Source organism: Sphingobium sp. SYK-6 (assembly GCF_000283515.1).
GTDB lineage: Bacteria > Pseudomonadota > Alphaproteobacteria > Sphingomonadales > Sphingomonadaceae > Sphingobium > Sphingobium lignivorans.
The window spans coordinates 2,946,508-2,962,875 of record NC_015976.1 but is presented as its reverse complement, the minus strand read 5'-3'; the positions used below and the strand labels follow the sequence as shown (position 1 = coordinate 2,962,875).

At 63.3% G+C, this 16,368-nt stretch carries 14 protein-coding genes and 2 pseudogenes; 10 read left to right on the top strand and 6 right to left on the bottom strand.

The genetic code is table 11. The annotated features are described in order from the left end of the window. The first annotated feature begins 17 nt into the window (after positions 1–17). The 4 genes from SLG_RS13605 (at position 18) to SLG_RS13590 (ending at position 4,937) form a co-directional block, all read left to right on the top strand. On the top strand, positions 18–1,490 hold the full coding sequence (locus tag SLG_RS13605) for an FAD-dependent oxidoreductase (protein ID WP_051003876.1): 1,473 nt from the start codon (positions 18–20) through the stop codon (positions 1,488–1,490). A 50-nt stretch (positions 1,491–1,540) separates the two neighbouring features. Beyond that, positions 1,541–2,608, top strand: coding sequence for a hypothetical protein (locus SLG_RS13600; RefSeq protein ID WP_148276599.1), 1,068 nt, complete (start codon positions 1,541–1,543; stop codon positions 2,606–2,608). Positions 2,609–2,642: 34 nt separating this feature from the next. Continuing rightward, positions 2,643–3,554 (top strand): LysR family transcriptional regulator, encoded by a 912-nt coding sequence (locus SLG_RS13595; RefSeq protein WP_014077062.1) that lies wholly within the window; start codon positions 2,643–2,645, stop codon positions 3,552–3,554. Positions 3,555–3,752: 198 nt separating this feature from the next. After that, positions 3,753–4,937, top strand: a complete 1,185-nt coding sequence (locus SLG_RS13590) for a hypothetical protein (RefSeq protein WP_051003764.1) — start codon at positions 3,753–3,755, stop codon at positions 4,935–4,937. A 120-nt stretch (positions 4,938–5,057) separates the two neighbouring features. Here the strand turns inward: SLG_RS13590 and SLG_RS13585 are convergent, their stop codons facing one another. After that, positions 5,058–6,542 carry an MFS transporter gene (locus SLG_RS13585; protein WP_083853398.1) on the bottom strand — a complete coding sequence of 495 codons (1,485 nt, stop codon included), beginning with the start codon at positions 6,540–6,542 and terminating at the stop codon, positions 5,058–5,060. A gap of 217 nt (positions 6,543–6,759) precedes the next feature. Between SLG_RS13585 and SLG_RS13580 the strand changes: the two genes are divergently transcribed. Then, positions 6,760–7,281, top strand: coding sequence for a DUF1993 domain-containing protein (locus SLG_RS13580; RefSeq protein WP_014077059.1), 522 nt, complete (start codon positions 6,760–6,762; stop codon positions 7,279–7,281). A 453-nt stretch (positions 7,282–7,734) separates the two neighbouring features. Here the strand turns inward: SLG_RS13580 and SLG_RS13575 are convergent, their stop codons facing one another. Both SLG_RS13575 and SLG_RS13570 read right to left on the bottom strand, forming a co-directional pair. Further along, a complete protein-coding gene (locus tag SLG_RS13575; RefSeq protein ID WP_014077058.1) occupies positions 7,735–8,394 on the bottom strand; it encodes a hypothetical protein in 660 nt (219 codons plus the stop codon). Positions 8,395–8,491: 97 nt separating this feature from the next. Beyond that, entirely contained in the window at positions 8,492–9,781 is a 1,290-nt protein-coding gene (locus SLG_RS13570; protein WP_231848677.1) for a S8 family serine peptidase, read from the bottom strand. Between the two features lie 61 nt (positions 9,782–9,842). On the opposite strand from SLG_RS13570, the gene SLG_RS13565 reads away from it, so the two are divergent. Both SLG_RS13565 and SLG_RS13560 read left to right on the top strand, forming a co-directional pair. Then, on the top strand, positions 9,843–10,382 hold the full coding sequence (locus tag SLG_RS13565; protein WP_014077056.1) for an RNA polymerase sigma factor: 540 nt from the start codon (positions 9,843–9,845) through the stop codon (positions 10,380–10,382). Positions 10,383–10,386: 4 nt separating this feature from the next. Continuing rightward, entirely contained in the window at positions 10,387–11,109 is a 723-nt protein-coding gene (locus tag SLG_RS13560) for an anti-sigma factor family protein (protein ID WP_041392035.1), read from the top strand. A gap of 110 nt (positions 11,110–11,219) precedes the next feature. On the opposite strand, the gene SLG_RS21010 is transcribed toward SLG_RS13560, so the two are convergent. From SLG_RS21010 to SLG_RS22500, 3 genes and pseudogenes are all read right to left on the bottom strand, one after another. Next, entirely contained in the window at positions 11,220–11,483 is a 264-nt protein-coding gene (locus SLG_RS21010; protein ID WP_014077054.1) for a DksA/TraR family C4-type zinc finger protein, read from the bottom strand. Positions 11,484–11,647: 164 nt separating this feature from the next. Continuing rightward, positions 11,648–11,755: pseudogene (locus SLG_RS22235) on the bottom strand (formylglycine-generating enzyme family protein); the annotation flags it as partial. 25 nt (positions 11,756–11,780) lie between these two features. Beyond that, positions 11,781–11,903: pseudogene (locus tag SLG_RS22500) on the bottom strand (FAD-binding protein); the annotation flags it as partial. A gap of 104 nt (positions 11,904–12,007) precedes the next feature. Here SLG_RS22500 and SLG_RS13545 point away from each other — a divergent pair. Genes SLG_RS13545 through SLG_RS13535 form a run of 3 tightly spaced genes read left to right on the top strand, consistent with a single transcriptional unit; the run spans position 12,008 to position 16,337 of the window. Then, positions 12,008–14,272 carry a TonB-dependent receptor gene (locus SLG_RS13545; RefSeq protein ID WP_014077052.1) on the top strand — a complete coding sequence of 755 codons (2,265 nt, stop codon included), beginning with the start codon at positions 12,008–12,010 and terminating at the stop codon, positions 14,270–14,272. Then, positions 14,269–14,847 carry a hypothetical protein gene (locus SLG_RS13540; protein WP_014077051.1) on the top strand — a complete coding sequence of 193 codons (579 nt, stop codon included), beginning with the start codon at positions 14,269–14,271 and terminating at the stop codon, positions 14,845–14,847. Before SLG_RS13545 ends, SLG_RS13540 begins: the two co-directional genes overlap by 4 nt. Continuing rightward, positions 14,844–16,337, top strand: a complete 1,494-nt coding sequence (locus SLG_RS13535; RefSeq protein ID WP_014077050.1) for a PepSY-associated TM helix domain-containing protein — start codon at positions 14,844–14,846, stop codon at positions 16,335–16,337. The genes SLG_RS13540 and SLG_RS13535 overlap by 4 nt, the downstream gene beginning before the upstream one ends. Positions 16,338–16,368: the final 31 nt, after the last annotated feature.

Genomic DNA, 16,368 nt, shown 5'->3' with positions numbered 1-16,368 from the left:
GAAATGGTTCGTCCGTCATGGATCGCCCTAAAGTTCAAGAAGTCCGCCAGTCGGAAGATCGTTTTCTGGCATCCGACGTCTTCGAGACGGGCGGCCGGGTGCTGCCGCGCGCCAATGGCACGGGAACGTGGATGGAGCCAGCGCGCGAGATCCCCGTCTACCACACATGCGACGTGCTGGTGGTGGGTGGCGGGCCGGCAGGCACGGCGGCGGCCTGGGCGGCGGCGCAGGCGGGCGCGGACGTGGTGCTCATGGAGCGCTATAATCATCTGGGCGGGCTCTCGACCGGCGGGCTGGTGATCTGGATCGACCGGATGACCGACTGGACCGGCCGGCAGGTCATCCAGGGCTTCGCCAATGATGTGCTGGGGCGCTTGCCCACGGCCGGCCTGGCCGGACCGCCGCGCGCCGACTGGGGTTCGCGCGATCCCAGGAAGGCCAGCTACTGGGGCCAGCGCACCGCCGCCTTCCACGGCACGGTCTGCTGGTCACCGACGCTGGACCCCGAGCGGCTCAAGCTCATCAGCCAGGAAATGCTGCTGGGCGCGGGCGTGCGGCTGGTGTTCCATAGCTGGGCCGCCGTGCCGATGGTGGCCGATGGCAAGGTCGAGGGCGTGGTGTTCGAATCCAAGGCCGGGCGTCAGGCCCTGCGCGCCAAGGTGGTGGTGGATACCACTGGCGATGGGGATATCTTCGCGCGCGCCGGGGCCGAGTTCGACACCGACATCGAGGAAGGCGACGTCCATCACAGCGCCAACACCGGCTTCATGCTGGGCGGGGTGGACATGGATCGCTGGCTGGCGTTCCGCGGCAACGAGCCCGAGCAATATGCCGAATTCGCGAAGCTGGGCCGTGAGCGGCTGGGCTTCTTCCAGCCGCCTTATGTCTCGTGGCGCAATGACATCGCGCTGTTCCTGGGCCCCCGCCAGTCCGGCCTTTCGGCGCTCGACGTGGACGACCAGACCGAGCTGGAGATCCGCTCGCACCGCTTCATGCAGACGCATTGCGAGTTCTTCCTGGAGCATGCGCCGGGGTTTGAGCAATGCTACATGCTGCAGAGCGGCTCGCAGCTCGGCGTGCGGCACACGCGGCGTCTGGGCGGGGTCGGCAAGGTGCTTCGCAGCCAGTGGGCCGATGGCATCGCGCTGCCGGACGAGATTGGCGTCAGTCCATCGGTCAGCCTCAAATATCCGGTGATCTCCGTGCCTTATGGCGCGCTGGTGCCGCGCAAGCTGGATGGCCTGCTGGCCGGCGGCAAGCACATCAGCTGCGATGCCAATTCCCACGGCTTCATGCGCGAGATCCCGCAATGCTGGCTCACCGGGCAGGCCGCAGGCGCCGCAGCCGCGCTCTCGGTCGGTGCCGGCGTCCAGCCGCGGGCGCTCGACGTGAAAAGTCTCCAAGCCGAGTTGCGCAGGCAGGGCGTGTTCCTCCATGACCAGGCCGGCAAGGTGCCGGAAGCCGAACAGGGAACCGCACACAAAAGCTGAATGTACGGGCATTTATTGAGAGGATGAGGGACATGTCGATGGCACGGACGATGCGGCGCAGACTTGCGGGCGTGCTGGCTTGTCTGCTGACCCTTCCTGTCCTCGCGAGCCCTGTCCTCGCCAGCACAGCGCCAGGGACCGCTCCGGCCCCCGAATCGCGATCGAGCGAGAGCGTGAAGATTTCTGCGGTGACTGCCGAGCGACTGGGAAACCGTCCCATCATTTACCCGGACATGCCCGGTCTGGAGAGTGAACTCGGGAACAATATCGATGGCCCGTCGGTCATCAAGGTGCCGAGCTGGCTCAAAAATCCCCTCGGGAAATATTATATGTATTTCGGCCATCATCGGGGCGGTTACATCCGGCTCGCTTATGCCGACCACCCCGAGGGGCCGTGGACCGTCTACAAGGCCGGCACGTTGCGTCTGGAGCAGACCTCGGCCCTGCATCATATCGCCTCACCCGACGCAGTCGTGGATGAGGAGAACAGGCGGATCGTGCTCTATTATCACGGGGCAACCGAAATGCCGGGCGGCGATTATGGCGGGCGACCCTATGCGCAGCGGAGCTTCGTCGCGACGTCATCGGATGGGCTGAACTTCACGGCTGCATCCGGGGCATTCGGCGCGCCCTATATTCGGGTCTTCGACTACGAGGGGGCCTATTACGGGCTGGGCATGGCGGATAAGGCCACTGCCTATCCAACCTGGCTGCGCAGTGGCCAGTTCTTCCGTTCATCCTCCTTTTTGCCGCCGTTCGAGGCAGGGCCGCGCATCCTTGACGAGATGCGCCATGCGGGGGTGACCCGGATCGGGGAAACGCTCCATATTTTCTACACCAATGTTGGGGACTCGCCCGAGCGCATCTTCCATTCCAGCGTCGACCTGCGTTCCGACTGGTCAGAATGGACAGCGTCAACACCCATCGAAGTTCTCCGCCCGGAACGGCCCTATGAAGGGGCGGATCAGCCGCTCGTGTCATCACGCGGCGGCATGGCTTCCGGCTTCGAGCATGCCCTGCGTGACCCTGGCGTTCTCAATGACGATGGCCGCATCTATCTCTATTACTCGGTTGCCGGTGAGAAAGGGATTGCGGTCGCGCGGGTAACCTTCAAATGATGCCGCCTCCGATGCTTCCTCCCATGGCTCACTGATGGATACGCTGCTCAACATGCGCGCCTTTCTGGCCGTGGTTGAATGCGGCAGTCTCGCGGGCGCTGCGCGCAAGTTCAACATCGCACCGTCCGTGGTCACGAAGCGGATCGGGCGTCTGGAGGATGAACTCGGCGCCGTCTTGTTCATCAGGACGCCCCGCAAGGCCGAGCTTACCTCTTTCGGCGAGCGGCAGCTGCCTCGCATTCGCGCCCTTGTACGGCAGACGGATGAGGTCATTTCCGGTGCACGCCGGTCACGCCAGGCACTCGACGGGCATTTGAGGATTAAATGCCCCACAACCGTGGCCAGCAGCTATTTCGGGCGGTTTTTCGCGGATTTCGTTCAAAGCCACGCAGGCGTCAGTATCGATCTCGTGCTCGTCGATCGATCCGTGAATCCTATCGAGGAAGGTTTTGACCTCGCGATCGGGGCCATGGCCGCTTCCTATGCCGGCGTGATCGATGTGCCATTGTGTGAACATCCGATGGTGATCTGTGCCGCACCTTCCTATCTTGCGCGTGAGGGGCATCCCAAGCATCCCCGCGAGCTGGTCGAGCATGATTGCCTGGGGTCCCAATCGATCGGCGGAACCTGGGTTTTCGAGAGCGAATCCGGCGATCTGGCCGTCAATGTGACATCGCGCTTTGCTGTCAACACAGCCATGGTTCTGCGCGATGCGGCGCTGCGGGGCGCGGGAATTGCCATGCTCAGTGAATTCGTCTCCCGCGACGCCGTGCGCGCCGGCCGGCTCGTTCGGCTGATGCCCGAATTTCCCGCAAAATCATTGTGGCTCAAAGCGTTGGTCCCGAATGTGAAGATGTCTCAGCCGCTGGTCCAGGCACTGGTTGAAGACATCGTCGCCTTTACCCAGCCAGTAGCGCCGTGGGATCGCGAAGACCCGTCGGATTGAAAATGCCCCCAAGGGCTCGGAGAAGGAACGGAAACGATGCAAAGCAGGCGCGATATGCTTCAGGCTTCTGTCGGGCTGGTCGGCGTGGCGGCACTGGGCAGCGCATCTCCGGCTTCGGCAACGCCCGGGCCCGTCAACGCGACTTCTTCGGGTCTTAATGGACCAGCATCTCCGCTCCAGAAGCAATTGCGCGAAGACATGGAAACTTATGCGGCCTTTGGCAGCAAATTGTCGGGATCGCCGGGAGATCTGGCCGCGGCCAGATGGATCGGTGAGCGGCTTGGCGCCGCAGGATTCGACGTGAACCAGGTCGACTTCCCGATCCCGGTGTTCGAGCCCGGCGTGTCGGAGTTGCGCTTCGGGAGCAAGCATGTGCCGGTCGCAGCCCAGCCCGTCGTCATCACGACGCCCCCGGCCGGGCTCACGGCGCCGGCTGTTCTGGTCCGTGACGCCTTTGAGGCCCGCGCCGTAACGGGCAAGATCGCTATCGTCGTGCTGCCTTATGGCCGCCATGCGGCCATCTTCACCGGTGACGCCAAGCTGATGCTTGATCAGGTCATTCCTCACAAGCCGGCGGCCATCGTGATCGTCACCACGGGCCCGACTGGAAACATCATTGCTCTTAACACGCGTTTGAAGCCGATTGCTGAGGTCCCCATTGCCCTCATGGCGCCGCGTGACCTGCCGGCCGTTGTCGAGGCAGTGGCAGCGCAGCGGCCTCTAACCCTGGTGCTCACCGGGAAGAGCGCGACCGGCAATAGCTGCAACATCCTTGCCCGTCGCCTGGCAGGGCCAAAGTGGCTCGCATTCTCGACGCCGCGCTCAGGCTGGGGGCTTTGTGTCGGGGAGCGCGCCCCGGGCACGGCAGCGTTCCTGGAGCTGTGCCGCTGGGCCGCTATTCGCTATCCCGATCACTCCCTCTTCGCGATCAATGCGGGCGGTCATGAGCTGGACTTTGCCGGCGCGCATCACTCCCTTTCGGAAGGGCCGCCTCCGGCCCAGACGCAAGTCTGGACCCATTTGGGCGCCGGCCTCGCGACGCGCGACGCCTATGAGGTGCTCGGCCGCAATCGCCAGCTCCTGTCGACCGCGGATCCGCAGCGGGTTCTCATGTCTTCGCACAGCCTGATGGCAGACGCGACATCCGCATTTCGCGGCCTTGCAGGTTATGAGCAGCCGATCGAAGTCGTGGGCGGAGCGGGAGAGCTGTCCTCCATCATCGACCGCGGCTATGCGAATGCCTTTGCAGGTCTTGGCATTCATCGCTGGTGCCATGTGGCCGATGACACGATCGACAAGGTCGACGCAGCATTGCTGGAGCCTGTCGTCGAAGCGCATCGGGCCGTGATCGAATCCGTCGTGGGGCGGGCGGTGCGGAGCTGAGCGCAGACAGGATTGCCTGGGTCTTTCTGGCCCATCCATGTCCGGCGCGATCCTCGTTAACGGCAAGGTTGCGCTGGGACGCGTGCGGCTCGCATGGCCTCGCCAGCGTCGCGGAATAGCCTAAGCGTCCGGCTTCTGCTCGGTCAATCGCGCCGCGAATTTCGCCAGAGCCAGCACGCAGACAATGACCCCAAGCAGGCAAGCTGCCGAAAAGAGGTAGCCGTGCAACACGCGTTCCTTGGTTCCCAGAAAGAAATGGGCGCCGATGATCGGAGCTGCCACGGACGCGAATTTTGCCACGAAGCTCGCCCAGCCACCGCCGGTGGCGCGGATCGCGCTGGGGTAATAGATGCCGGTCATCGCAACCACCGCAGCATGGCCCGTCCCGACCATGATGGAGCTCATCAGGACGACGGGAATGAAGAATGGCCCGTTCAGGACAAGGCCGAGGCCGAGAAGGAGCGTGAAGGGCGCTCCGATGGCCGGAGCCAGCGCAATCCAGGCGGGTCCGCGCTTTTCGGTCAACGCGAGCAGCAGCACACCGCCAAGCGCACCGAGCAGGCCGGTCACGGCGCCCAGCCAGGTGGCATCGGGTACGGAAAGCCCCAGCTCTTCAAGAAAAAGCACCCCGAAGCTCGTTTTGAGATAGATCGCAAAAGAGGAGCAGAAATATGCGACCCAGATCAGCGGCGTGATATAGGCCAGCCAGCCCTTGAACAGCTGCTGGAACATGGCGGCGGGTGAGGTGCGTTCCGAGGAGGACGCTTCGTCGGACAAATAGAAGCTACTGGAGCGATCGAGAGGCTCGTTCGGCGCGAGACGTTGGAGGGCCGGGAGGACGGCGCTGGCCGGTTTTCCTTTGGCAACCATCCAGCGGACGGATTCAGGCAGCGTGAACAGCAGGACCAGGGCCAGGATCAGCGTTAATGCGCCACACAGGAAAAAGACGGCATGCCACCCCAGGTGGGGCGCGATCAGATTCGTGAGTGCGCCGCTGGCAGACGCACCGAGGCTGAAGCCGAGCATGATGATGGTGACAGATGTCGCCCTCATCGCGCGCGGCATCACCTCGATGTTGAGCGACCATGCCGGGGCAAGCAGCCCGCCGATGGTCAGCCCGGCAAGCAGGCGCAGGATCATGAGGGTTTCGGGCGTTTGTGCAAAGCCGGTCGAGAAGGTCAGAAAAGCGCTGAGCATCGTGCATGTCAGGATGATGGGCTTCCGGCCCAGCAGATCGGCGAGATAAGCGCCAGCGAGGGCCCCGATCATCTGGCCGACAAAGGCGGCGGCGCTGACATAGCCCATCGCCGTTTCGCTCAGATGCATCTCATCGCGAATGTAGGGGAGCGTGTAGGCAATCAGCAGAAAGTCCAGCCCATCGAAGAACGTGACGGCGCATGAGAGGATGAGAATCCAGAGATGGTACCGCCCAAAGGCGGCAACCCGAAGTATCTCGGCCACATCGATCATGGCCTTATTGGCCGAACTGGTGTCTGGTGCCGCAGGCATGGCTGCTGTCGATCCCCTGCCGACTATTTGTTCTCGGCTGTCGACGGTGTGGCACGACGTCACGCGCCTCAGGCAACAGCTTGGCGCGTCTGCCATTCGCGAACTTCCGGGAGAAGCGAGTATCTAGGCTGATCAACCTTCTCGAAACGCGCAGGATCGGGAAGGGGGGCGCCCGCTTTGTCGGCGAAGTGGACCAGACGCGCTGACCTCCAGCAGTACCGTTGCTCGACCGACCGGCGTTGGGCTAGGTTTCAAATTGACGTCGCCCGCCAACCGCGCGCAGGAATGCCCAACCTTTGCAGGAGTCAGCGCAATGGCCTTCACACTCTATGCCGCGACAATCCCGTCCTATTTGCAGATCCTCAATTCGATCTCGAACCTGATCGGCAAAGCCGAGGCCTTTTGTGGTGAGCAAGGCATTGAACCCGAGACACTCATTCAGGCACGTCTTGCGGACGACATGCTTCCTTTCGCCTATCAGGTCAAATCGACCACCGTGCATTCGATCGGTGCCATCGAGGGCGTCAGAAATGGGACCTTCTCGCCGGACACCTCCATACCGCCCACCACATTCGACGGACTGCGCGAACGCGTCGCCGGAGCTATTGCTGCACTTGAAGCGACAAGTGCCGAGGAAGTCGAAAGCTTCATCGGGCAGGACATGCGCTTTGAATTTGGCTCTAATGCCATAGACTTTTCCGCCGAGGAATTCCTGCTATCCTTCTCCCAGCCGAATTTCTATTTTCACGCCACGACCGCTTATGACATCCTGCGCATGAAAGGCGTACAGATTGGCAAGCGCGATTTCATTGGGCGTGTCCGAAAGCGGGATTGACATGGAGGAGAGCCTTGCCGCCTTCGGGGCCTCGCGCGGTTAGCGGTAACGCGGATTCACATCAAGAAACCGCCATGGTCATAGACTGACGAATAGTTGCACTGCCGTGTTTCAGTTTTACCGCGGTCTTCACCATCGAACGCTAACCATAGCGAGATGAGCACGCTGGAAGACAAGAATGCATCGATCCAAGCGCGAAACTAGGAAGAGGCTTTTGCGCACTTCAACAAAGCAATGTTGGACTATGGATATGGCAGCAATGTCTACACGCTTATGACCGATCATCCTTCGATCGCTCTCCCCTCGACCCCGCGCCGGAACCCTCCTCGTGGCGGTCAGGATTTGGCCTGACCAGATCGTCATCGAAGAAAGGTGCCCCGGCCTCATCGAACCCGGAGCACGTTCCCGGACGACCTGTCCCACGCGGCGTTGCCCGACGGCGACGCTGGGACTTTATTCGTCGCTGGCGCTGGCGGGCTGGCCGAACGCGCCGGAGCCCGAACCCTCGACTGACCCGCTGACTTCAACCGCGCGAGCCGCGTCGACGGCGTCGCGCGTCGCCGTGCTGGCAGCGCCCCACGCCGTACCGCGAGCGGTTTCAGCCGCGCCTCGAGCCGCGTTGCGCGCCGTATCTGCAGTGCCCTGCGCACTGTTGCGAGCCGTATCGGAGGTTCCGCGCGCCGTGTCGCGAGTGGTGCCGACGACGTCGCCGGCAGTCCTGCGGGAGTCATCCGAACCGACACCCTGGATTGAGGCGCTGGCGCTCTTGTCGATGCTCTGGCTGGTGCCGGGCTTGCCGCCACCACTGGCCGACGTTCCTGCCGGGCCAGTCGCCGAAGTCGCGCTATCGACCGTTCCGGCAACCGTGCCGGCGAGCCCCGCACTGGCGCTCGCCGAGCCCGAACGCGTGTCGACCGACCGGCTGGTGTGAGCCCGACCCGAACCGGACAGTGTGCCGTTCACATTCTGCGAGGCTGAACCCAGCGTGCCACCGAGATTGCCCGCACCGCCCAGCGTGCCGCCGAGCGAGCCACCGACGTTGCCGAGGAGCTGCGCCTGCGCGGGCAGCGCAAAAACGGCAGCGACGAGAGTGGTGATCAAAATCCGTTTCATGTCTCATCTCCTTCAAGATGCGGGCCGCTCGATGGCCGCCCGTCGAAAGAAGAACGATGAGGGTCTGCGACTTCATCCCCGACGCCAGAATTTTTTCTCAGCGAGTCGTTGCGGGCACCGTGCGACACATCTTGCACACAATGCCGCGCCCGACTTTTCCGTGCCCGCTGACGGCCTCGTCAGCCACAATGGCGACCCGATTTGCCGGCGAACCACCGGCCGCCGCCAGTCGCGCCGCAACGAGCGGGGCCGCGAAGGAGGTGCCGCGCACTTTGGTATAGTCCTTGCCGGGCAATGCGGCGACCATGTCCGCGCCGGGGGCAGCGAAATCGAGATGGGCGGCGCGCCCGGCCTCGACCAGCGCCCGGTCCCGTGCATCCACGCCCGTTACGGAAATCACGCCCTGATAGGACGCCGGATACATGGGTGGGGCGGCCGGTCCATCATTGCCCACGGCGGCGACGATAGTGGCGCCGCGCTCATGAGCCAGTTCGATGGCGCGGGCCAGCAGCCGGTTAGGCGGGCCGACGAGCGAAATGTTTATGACCCGTGCACCGCCGGCTACCAGCCAGCCCAGCGCCCGCGCGATGACCTCAGCCGATCCTGAGGCCGGGTCACCGCCGTAGACATCAGCGGCGAGCAGCGAACGGCTGGCAGCGGCGCCGCGAAAAGCCCCCTCCTCGCCGACGAGCAGCGAGGCAATGGCCGTGCCATGCCCGCTTCCTTTCAGCCCGCCGTCCGCGAAGCCGCGTTGGCGGATCGAGGCGCCGGCAAGCGCTGGATGAGCGGCCACGCCGCCGTCGATCATGCCGATGGCATCACCACGATCCCTGACGCTGCGAGCGGCCGCTGCAGCAGCGCCCGCCGCCGCGCCGAGCGCGCTGCCGGCTGGCTCGAACACATGATTGAGATCGAAAGCGCCCTCCGGTGCGAGTTTGTGCAAACGTTCCAGCGCCTTGCGCCCGGACTCCCCCCGCGGGACGCTCAGCACATGGACGCGCACGCCGATCCCTTCCATCTCATCTTCGCGCAACATCGAAAAACCGGCGGCCTGGACCCGCGCGAGCAAGGCCGGTGAGGCATCGAGCGCGATGATTTCTCCGCGTCGCACCGGCTGGCCATCGTCATCGGCCTCCAACACCTCGCGGTTCGCGCGGATGAGCGCCTGCAGGCGCTCGAGGCGCAGATCGCGCAGCGAGGCGCGGTTCAGCGTCTGGACGGCGCGCACGCTCAGCGTATCTACAGGGCCGTTTACTGTGTTGCCAAGGCTCGCAGCGGCATCCCCCAGGAGCGGATCGATCACCCGACCTGCCACCTGCCCCGGCAGTGCGCCGATATTCCCCGGGAGCAGCTGTGCCTGTGCCGCACCGGTGAGCAGCGCGGTCATGACGAGAATTGCAGGTGATTGTCTTCCCATGGTCGGTCCTTATCATTTTTTCCGGCTATGGATGAAACGCAGAGCGAGGGTCGTTTCATCCACGACGCTGAAAGGAAAGGGCTTGGACGCATTCGAAGAAGGCCTCTCCGCCATGTTGCCGCGCCTGCGGCGTTTTGCGCACGGGCTCTCGCGCAGTTCTGTCGATGCAGACGATCTGGTGCAGATCGCCGTTGAGCGCGCGCTGCGGGCCCGCAGCCAGTGGCAACCGGGCACGCGGCTCGATAGCTGGCTGTACAGGATCACGCGCAATGCCTGGATCGACACGGCGCGTGCGCGGAGCAGGGAGATGGCGCGGCTGCTACCGGAAGAGGTTGGTGAACAGGTGGGCGAAGATCCACGCCCGGGACTGGAGGCGCGGCTGGACCTCGACAGGCTGATGGCTGCCATGGCCCGCCTTCCGGAAGACCAGCGTGAGGCAGTCGCGCTCGTGCTGATCGAAGGGTGCGGCTACCGCGAAGCTGCGGAGATACTGGACATACCCGTTGGCACTTTGTCCAGTCGGCTGGTGCGAGGACGCAATGCGCTGCTGGCGCTTGTCGGCGAAGGATGAGGCAATGACTGACCCGATGATTGACGATGAGACCCTTTACGCCTGGCTGGACGGCGAGTTGCCCGAGGCCGAGGCGAAGCGCGTGGCGGCGCTGGTCGCAGCGACTCCGGCGCTGGGCGAAAAGCTGGAAGCGCAACGCCAGTTGCAGGCGCAGCTGCGCGCGGCTTTCGGTCCGATAGCCACAGCGCCGGTACCCGCCGGGATCAGCGCTGTGGCGCGAGAGGATGCCAGGGTGGCGGGCCTGGCAAGCGCGCGCATGAAGCGCGTCGTCCCCGGCTCTGGCTTGCCGCGCTGGGCTGGCGTGGCGGCGGCCCTTGTTGCGGGATTCATGGGGGGGTATATGTTCACTGGCGGTGATACAGCGCCGCAGCATGGGCTTGCTGTCAACGCGCAGGTGCTCGCCGCGCTCGATACACAGCTGGCGAGCGCAAGCCACGAGGGTGGATCTGATCAGCAGGTGCAGGTTCGCCTGACGTTCCGTGACGCTGGCGGCAATCTATGTCGGAGCTTCGAGACCTCTTCCACCGCAGGCGTGGCCTGCCGCGAGGAAGGCAGCTGGGCCGTGCGCGCGCTGGTCGCATATCAGCCCCAGACCCAGGCTGACTATCGCATGGCGAGCAGCGGGAATGCCGCCATCATGGCCTACATCGATACCCAGATCAGCGGAGATCCCCTGGATGCCGCCGCGGAGAGGAGAGCGATGCAAAATGATTGGACCGCAAAGTGAAGCGGTGACAGGGGAGTGGCCTACCGAAATTCGCCAGATGGGTCTGTCAGGGAAGAATGTGAACGGAACTGACTGGCAACGCCTCGCACACCCGCCTCATTCCGACAGGTTTACCGCAACTGACTGTCCTTGCTTCCGCGTCGGTTGATCGTCGAATGAACCACCGCTTTATCCTGTTCGCTCTGGCAAAGCACACAGGTACGGACGCCAGGAAGCGCCTCGCGTCGGCGGGCAGGGATGCGTTCGCCGCAATCGATGCAATGCTCGCTGCCTTCGCCCGTGTGTATGCGTGACCGGGCGGCACGGACTGCGTCGTTGATTGTATCGTCGATCTGATCTTGTACCGCGCCATCGCGTGACCATCCACCGGCCATCTCGATTCCTTCCTCCTTAGGCAGACACTATCTGGGAACAGCCGGTTCCTGATTCAATCGTCTGCTATGGAGGAACCGTCCGAGCTACAGCTGGGACGGTTGGATTTGGAAATACGCTCTAGCAATCAGTGCGAAGGCAAGTCGCGCGCGCAGCGGAAGCCGATTTAGGACGTCGCCGTGTCGATGGTCTGGGGATAGCGCGCCGCCGGGCGATAGCGCTTGCAATAATTCTCCGCGCAGAGATGGGATCCTCCTTTCAGAACGCGCCGGCCGAACAATGGCCGGAGAGCCAATCGCACCGGATGAAAGGATGACCTCGCCGTCAGCCTGTATCTGTTCGATCCGTCCGTTCCGCTGGACCTCGACGCCGGTGACGCGGTCGGCCGATACCAGCAGGCGGGACACCTGAGCGTGGCTCATCACATTAAAATTCTGCGTCGCATAAGGCGAGACAGCATCTATTTGCATTTGACTCGCATTAGCGTGAAAAATAGAGGCTCCCCTTACGAACGTCAGGGGGACCCATGAACGCCAATTGCCTGCTATCCACGTCGCTGCTCACCGTTCTCGCATGGCCTGCTGCGGCACTCGCACAGGATATCGCGCCTGCTGATCAGCCGATGGAAATCATCGTCACGGGCGAAAAGGCGTCGCGCAGCTTGCAGGAAACGACGGCGTCGGTGGGCGTCGTGACCGCTGAGCGTCTCGAGGAAGAGAATGTCCTCACCATTCAGGAAATTTATCAGCGCACTGCCAACGTCTCCGAGACCTATGGTGCTTCCGGCTTCTCGATCCGCGGCATCGATCAGCGCGGTGTTTCGGGCGGCGGCGATGCTGCGACGGCCACCGTTTTCGTCGATGGCGCCCCGGTTCAGCAGGACATCCTCTCCAACGGCCCCACCGACATGTGGGATGTTGCACAAGTCGAGATCTTTCGTGGACCGCAGTCCACCATCCAGGGCCTCAACGCGCTCGCCGGCGCAGTGCATATCCGCACCCAGGACCCGACCTTCGACTGGGGCGTGAAGGGCCGCGCGCTCGTGTCATCCTTCGACACCACTCAGTTCGCGATTGCCGGCGGCGGACCGCTGGTGGCGAACGAACTGGCCTTCCGAATCTCTGCCGAAAAGCGCGATTCCGATGGATATATTTACAACCCCACTCGCAAGGCACCCGAAAACCCCGTCGACTCGGTTTCGGTGCGCGGCAAGCTGCTCTGGACGCCTTCGGCTCTCCCTGATTTCGAGGCGCGCCTGAACTACCATCATTTCGAGACGCAGGGCGGCTATCTGTTCGTTTATGTCGATCGTGCGAACGGCAATTATTTCGATACGCGAACCAACCCGTCCGATTATCCCAACAGCAGCGATGTTGATAATGATCAGGTGACGCTGGATTTGCGCTATGATCTGGGCGGTGGCCTGTCTCTCAGCGCACTCGGCACGTGGACCGACACCGATTTCATCCGCAAATATGACGGAGATTCCTCGGCCGCCAGCATCGCCTATAGTGACATCGCGGGCGGCGCGAAAACCTTCACGCAGGAATTGCGGCTAAACTATGAGAGCGATCGGCTGAGCGGACTTGTCGGCCTGTTTTACTATAATCGCGATCAATATCGCCGATCGCATCAGGTCACACTGGTGCCGACCCCAGCCAGCACGATTATAAATGCGCTCACGCCCAGTCTTGGCGCCGCGACAGCGCAGCAGGTTGCGGCGATCTACACCGCTGCGCTGCCCAACATCCCGGTCGACTATACGTCGGATTTCCCGACGCAGGTCGAAACCATGGCGGTGTTCGCCGACGCCCGGTATCGGCTGACGGATCAGCTGTCGCTGATCGGCGGCTTCCGCTATGATCATGAGCGCAACAAGATCGGCGGCGAGGCGATCGCGACATTCGTCGGCACGTTGCCGGACGCAACGCTCTACCCGGCGCCGCTCGATGGCGCGATCACGGCCCTGAACGGCTTTGTCCTGGGGCTGGTGGAAGATGCCAACGGCTCTGCGCCGGTCGGCACCCGCAAATTTAACGCGTTCCTGCCCAAGGGTGGGATCGAAATGGCGTGGACGCCCGATCTTTCGACTGCCTTCGTCGTGCAACGCGGCTATCGTTCGGGTGGCAGCAGCTTCAACACGGCGCGATCACAGCTGTTCGCTTATGATCCGGAATTTACCTGGAATTATGAGCTGTCCCTGCGCTCGGCGTGGCTGGATGGTCGGCTGACTCTCAACGCCAATGCCTTCTACATCGACTGGACCGAGCAGCAGACCACCGCCAATTTCGGCAATGGAACCTATGATACGCACACGGTCAACGCCGGCAAGTCGCACATCTACGGCTTCGAGCTCGAAGTGGCGCACCGGGTCTCGCGGAGCTTCGACTGGTACGCGAGCGTGGGGCATACCCGCACGAAGTTCGACGAGTTCGTGACCGATGTCGGCTCGATCACCGACCTTTCGGGTCTGGAGTTCCCCTATGCGCCGAAATGGACGCTCTCCGGAGGGGCCAATGTGCGATTTGGGGGCGGCTTCAATGCCAATGTCAATGCCAGCTATCGCAGCGCGGTGATGACCGACGTGTCGATCCCGCAGGCGGACAGCCGCGTTGGCGCGCGCACGCTGGTCAATGCGCGGATCGGCTATGAAGCCGATCACTGGAGGCTTTCGCTCTTCGCCAACAATCTGTTCGACGAGAAATATGACCAGTACGTCAATGACTTTACCAATTTCGCCGTGATTGGTGCGCCGCGCAGCATCGGCGTAGTGCTGGAGGCCGGGTTTTGAGTGACGCGGGATTCCTGGCAGCCATCGCTGCAATCATTGCCGGCTGCTTCGCCGGCGCATGGTCCTTGCGCCGGGCATGGCGACTCAAGGAAGGCAAGGCCCGTTGGCGCTCGGTGGGGCTTGCTCTGCTCGTCGTCACATTGCTTTGGCCGGCATGGGCGATCGGCGAGGCGCGCGGCCCGTTCGTGGCGGTGACGCTGCTGTCCGTCGTGGCACTCGGAGTCATCGCTTCGGGCTATACGCTCCGTCCCGCCCGGGCAGGCCGTGCCGCGCGGGAAGGGCTGGCCCCGGAGCCTGCAGAGCGGGCACCAAGCGCGTGGCGCACCACCTTGCGCTGGTCGCTCGCCGGCCCCATCGGCATGGTGGCGGCCATGGGGCTGGGGATCAGCTATGCCGTCTGGGCGCCCGGTGAAATTCAGACACGGCTGCTGATCGGTGGCCTGATCGTGCCATTTGCCTGGGGGAGTGCAATGGCATGGACCCTTGCCGACAGCCGCATCCTGCGCGCGACGGCCGTACTCGTGGGCACGGCCGTTATCGGCTTTGGCGCAGCCATGTTGAAGGGGCTGACATGATGAAGACGAAAAAGCGGGCATCCTTCCCGTCGCCTGATCTCGTGCGCGCGGTACTCAAGGGTCATAGTGGCCTGGGCCTCGCCTTCGCCGCACTTCTTTATCTGGTCTGCCTCACCGGAGCGATCGCCGTGTTCGCCAACGAATTCTATCGTTGGGAGAATCCGGGCGCCGAGCGCATGGAGCGCCTCTCCGGCGAAGCCGCTCAGGCGGCCTATCGCGAAGCGATGGCGCGCACGGAAGGGGCTGTCGAGCACGTCTTCATCCTGATGCCCAGCGAGGAGCGGCCCTGGCCCACCCTGCGGGTCGATACCGAAGATGGCACGCGGACCACCTGGATCGTCGACAGCGCGGGACGCATCACCGGGGAATTGCGCGAAAGCTGGACGCATTTCCTGACGCGCCTGCACATCAACCTGCACTTGCCGCAGAGCAGGGGTATCTTCATCGTCGGGCTGAGCGGCGTTGCACTGCTCTCCTCATTGATTTCCGGATTGCTGGCTCATCCGCGTATCTTCCGCGATGCTTTCCATCTGCGGCTCGGGGGATCGCGGCGACTGCAGGAAGCCGATCTGCACAATCGCCTCGGCGTGTGGGCACTCCCTTTCCACCTCACCGTCTCGCTGACCGGCGCATTGCTTGGCCTCAGCACGGTCATTATCGGCGCGATCGGCCTTGCCGTGTTTCAGGGCGATACCGCCAAGGTCTATGCCATCTTCACGCCGCCCCATCCGGCAGAAGACAAGCGTCCTGCCCCGCCGATCGATCTGCGACCGCTGTTTGCCAGCGTGGCCGAACAGGCGCAGGGCGCGCGCATTAGCTATCTCATTGCCGAACATCCGACCGAGCAGGGCGCGGCCGCCATGTTCGAGGTGGAAAGCGACACATCCCGCATCGCCAGCAGCGATGTCTACGCCTTCGATCGCGCCGGGAGGCTTTATTACGAGCAGAAAGCAGCGCAGAACAATGTGGGCCAGCAGATTCTAGGGTCGCTTGGTCCGCTGCATTTTGGCTGGTTCGGCGGCGGCATCGTCAAGATTGCCTATGCGTTGCTGGGGCTTGGCCTCACTTATCTGGCAGCTGGCGGCGTCAACATCTGGCTGGCGCGACGACGCGACAAGGGCAGGCCGGTGCCAGGCTGGGAACGCGTCTGGGCCGCGACCGTCTGGGGGCAGCCGCTCGCATTGGCCGGGGCGGCGTCGGCAGCGTTGTTCACCCCTGCAGTCACCTTACCAATCTCGATTTGGGCCGGGATCAGCCTCGCCTCGCTCGGCGCATCGCCTGTCCTCTCGCCCACCAGTCTGACGCGGATCGGCCGAGCCGGAACAGGCGCGTTGCTGATCGCCCTTGCGGTGTGGCATTCTATCGTGCTCGGCGTCGATGACGGCATGGCCCTGATCGTCGATGCTTCCATTTGCCTGATCGGCCTGGGATTGCTTGCGATCTCTTTCCGCTGGCGCAAGATCGTGCCGACGATGATTCAAGTAGCGTGATCGCCAGACTATCTGACTTGATCAACGGCTT